At 54.1% G+C, this 3978-nt stretch carries 2 tRNA genes and 2 rRNA genes; all 4 read right to left on the bottom strand.

Features of this window, described 5'->3' with window-relative positions:
• Positions 1-105: 105 nt before the first annotated feature.
• Positions 106-222 (bottom strand): 5S ribosomal RNA (rrf, locus tag KBY95_RS16210).
• 178 nt (positions 223-400) lie between these two features.
• Positions 401-3276 (bottom strand): 23S ribosomal RNA (locus tag KBY95_RS16205).
• 505 nt (positions 3277-3781) lie between these two features.
• A tRNA-Ala gene (locus KBY95_RS16200) sits at positions 3782-3854 on the bottom strand.
• A gap of 9 nt (positions 3855-3863) precedes the next feature.
• Positions 3864-3937, bottom strand: a tRNA-Ile gene (locus KBY95_RS16195).
• Positions 3938-3978 lie beyond the last annotated feature (41 nt).

Here is a 3978-nt window from a genome sequence, read left to right as displayed (position 1 = left end):
GACAGCCAATAGAAAAGCCACCCTGCTCGGGTGGCCTTTCCTGCAGCTCACAGATGAGCCGCTGACTCACACAACGCCTGACGGCTGCTGCAGAGAAGAAGTTTTACCTGGCATCGAGCTATTTTCGCAGGGGGCTACCCCCCAACTATCGTCGCCGCTGCTGCGTTTCACAACCGAGTTCGAGATGGATCGGTGTGGTTCCACAGCGCCATGGACACCAGGATAGGTTTCCCCGCCACGCAACAACTGTCACGGCTAGGGGGTGAACCCTGAGAACTGCATAGGTGAGAGCAACAGCTTTCGCCATCACTCCTCTGGATAAAGAAGTCATTCCGCCATCTCCAAACCCCAGACTCCTCTCGAAATCTACAGTTAGACATGGCCGGCTTAGAACCAGATGTTGGTCAAGCCCTCGGTCTATTAGTACTCCTCCGCTTCACCGGTTACCCGGCTTCCACGTAGAGCCTATCAACGGGTGTTCTTCCCGTGACCTTACTGGCTAACGCCATGGGAATACTCATCTTGAGGTGGGCTTCCCACTTAGATGCTTTCAGCGGTTATCCTCTCCGCACATGGCTACCCAGCGTTTACCGTTGGCACGATAACTGGCACACCAGAGGTGCGTTCCTCCCGGTCCTCTCGTACTAGGGAGAAATCCTCTCAATATTCCTGCGCATGCACCGGATATGGACCGAACTGTCTCACGACGTTCTGAACCCAGCTCGCGTACCGCTTTAATGGGCGAACAGCCCAACCCTTGGGACCGACTTCAGCCCCAGGTTGCGATGAGCCGACATCGAGGTGCCAAACCTCCCCGTCGATGTGAACTCTTGGGGGAGATCAGCCTGTTATCCCTAGAGTAACTTTTATCCGTTGAGCGACGGCCCTTCCACTCAGAACCGTCGGATCACTAAAGCCGACTTTCGTCCCTGTTCGACTTGTAGGTCTCACAGTCAAGCTTGCTTCTGCTTTTACACTCGTCGGCTGATTTCCAACCAGCCTGAGCAAACCTTTGCGCGCCTCCGTTACCTTTTAGGAGGCGACCGCCCCAGTCAAACTGCCCACCTGATACTGTCCGGTCCCCGGATGACGGGTGACCGTTAGAACCCTAGCTCTGAAAGAGTGGTATCTCACCGTTGGCTCACCATCACCCACAAGCAATGGATCAAAGCCTCCCACCTATCCTGCGCATTCAGAGCCCGGGCACAATACCAAGCTACAGTAAAGCTTCATAGGGTCTTTCTGTCCGGGTGCACGTAGTCCGCATCTTCACAGACAATTCTATTTCGCCGAGCCTCTCTCCGAGACAGCGCCCAGATCGTTACGCCTTTCGTGCGGGTCGGAACTTACCCGACAAGGAATTTCGCTACCTTAGGACCGTTATAGTTACGGCCGCCGTTCACCGGGGCTTCAGTCGCCAGCTTCGCTTACGCTGACCAGCTTCCTTAACCTTCCGGCACTGGGCAGGCGTCAGCCCCCATACATCGTCTTGCGACTTAGCGGAGACCTGTGTTTTTGGTAAACAGTCGCCTGGGCCTCTTCACTGCGACCACCTTGCGGTGGCACCCCTTATCCCGAAGTTACGGGGCCATTTTGCCGAGTTCCTTAGAGAGAGTTATCTCGCGCCCCTCGGTATTCTCTACCACCCCACCTGTGTCGGTTTCGGGTACAGGCCATCATGCCTTAACGGGTATAGGGCTTTTCTTGGAAGCTTGACATCACCCACTTCGCTGCCGTAGCAGCTCGTACTCACGCCTCAGCTCAAAGTGTTTTCGCCACTTCTCAACGCCTCGAACGCTTGAACCAGTAACCAACATCTGGCTGGGCTAGCCTTCTCCGTCCCCCTTCCCAAAACATGACAGGTACAGGAATGTTGACCTGTTGTCCATCGACTACGCCTTTCGGCCTCGCCTTAGGTCCTGACTAACCCTCCGCGGACGAGCCTGCCGGAGGAACCCTTAGGGTTTCGGGGCATGGGATTCTCACCCATGTTTTCGCTACTCAAGCCGACATTCTCACTTCCATGCAGTCCACGCCCGCTTACGCTAACGCTTCGCCCCACATGGAACGCTCCCCTACCATTTAACAAGTTAAATCCGCAGCTTCGGTAGACTACTTAGCCCCGTTCATTTTCGGCGCAGGATCGCTCGACCAGTGAGCTATTACGCACTCCTTTGAGGATGGCTGCTTCTAGGCAAACCTCCTGGTTGTCTGGGCAATCCCACCTCCTTTATCACTGAGTAGTCATTTGGGGACCTTAGCTGGCGGTCTGGGCTGTTTCCCTTTCGACCATGGAGCTTATCCCCCACAGTCTGACTGCCTAGTTTCACACAGGGTATTCAGAGTTCGTCTCGATTTGGTACCGCTCTCGCAGCCCGCACCGAAACGGTGGCTTTACCCCCCTGCTATAGCACTAGACGCTACGCCTCAACGTATTTCGGGGAGAACCAGCTAGCTCCGGGTTCGATTGGCATTTCACCCCTAACCACAGCTCATCCGCTGATTTTTCAACATCAGTCGGTTCGGACCTCCACTTGGTATCACCCAAGCTTCATCCTGGCCATGGTTAGATCACCCGGGTTCGGGTCTATAAACACTGACCAACGCCCTATTCAGACTCGCTTTCGCTATGGCTCCACCATTTCCGGTTTAACCTGCCAGTGCCTATAAGTCGCCGGCTCATTCTTCAACAGGCACACGGTCATCCTATGAGTAGGACTCCCATTGCTTGTAAGCTCACGGTTTCATGTTCTGTTTCACTCCCCTCCCGGGGTTCTTTTCACCTTTCCCTCGCGGTACTGTTTCGCTATCGGTCACACAGGAGTACTTAGCCTTACGAGGTGGTCCTCGCGGATTCACACGGAATTTCACGTGCTCCGTGCTACTCGGGATACAGCTAGGCCAGTTTCGTTTTCGCGTACGGGGCTTTCACCCTCTATGGCGCGCCTTTCAAACGCTTCCACTAACGTCCCTGGTCCACGTTGCTGTCCCACAACCCCGATGGTCGAAACCATCGGTTTAGGCTCTTCCCCGTTCGCTCGCCGCTACTTAGGGAGTCGTTTTTACTTTCCTTTCCTCCAGCTACTAAGATGTTTCAGTTCGCTGGGTTGGCTCGCGCCACCCTATGGATTCAGGTGGCCGTTCTAGGGGTTGCCCCATTCGGAGATTCCCGGATCAAAGCGTGTTTCCAGCTCCCCGAGACTTTTCGCAGGTAACCACGTCCTTCATCGCCTCTGTGTGCCAAGGTATCCACCGTGAGCCCTTTGTAGCTTGACCAATTAACACTCCCAACGTTCAGGGTTGTTGAGACCCATTCTTCCACTTTCACCTCTCTCCATCCTTTCATCTCTCGGTTTCCCGATTGATCTGGGACTTTGACGGTTTGAAAGACAGAATCAAACTCTTCCCTCCTCGGCGGAGCGAAAAGACGCTGGAAGCTCTCGGCTCTAAACTCAAGAATCTCCCAAGCAGACGCTCCCTTCACTTGGCAGTACCAAATGATGTTCACATCCGTCTGGGCATCTATGAGATGCTTTCTTTATCCAGACTTACCTATACAGTTGTCAAGGTTCTTTGCTAGAGTCACTGACCTTTGGCTCGCACCAAAATCAGCGAGTCCAGCTTCCTTTCAACCACCGTCGGTCTTGGATTCACAAACAGCGTGATCCATACGATTGGGAATGAAAGGAGGCTGGAGTCCTCAGCTAAACATGTCTTGTCACCTCACCCATCAAAATGCATCCTGTTGCCGCTTCATGGTGGTGGTCTTCACCTCGTTGGATGGAGGTTAGCGGACTCGAACCGCTGACATCCTGCTTGCAAAGCAGGCGCTCTACCAACTGAGCTAAACCCCCAAACACGAATGGGCCATCCTGGACTTGAACCAGGGACCTCACCCTTATCAGGGGTGCGCTCTAACCACCTGAGCTAATGGCCCAGGATCAATCACTTCGACACAAGCTTCTTACATCTTCCCTA

Source organism: Cyanobium sp. Aljojuca 7A6 (assembly GCF_024346455.1).
GTDB lineage: Bacteria > Cyanobacteriota > Cyanobacteriia > PCC-6307 > Cyanobiaceae > Cyanobium.
This window is presented reverse-complemented; position numbering and strand designations above follow the sequence as displayed.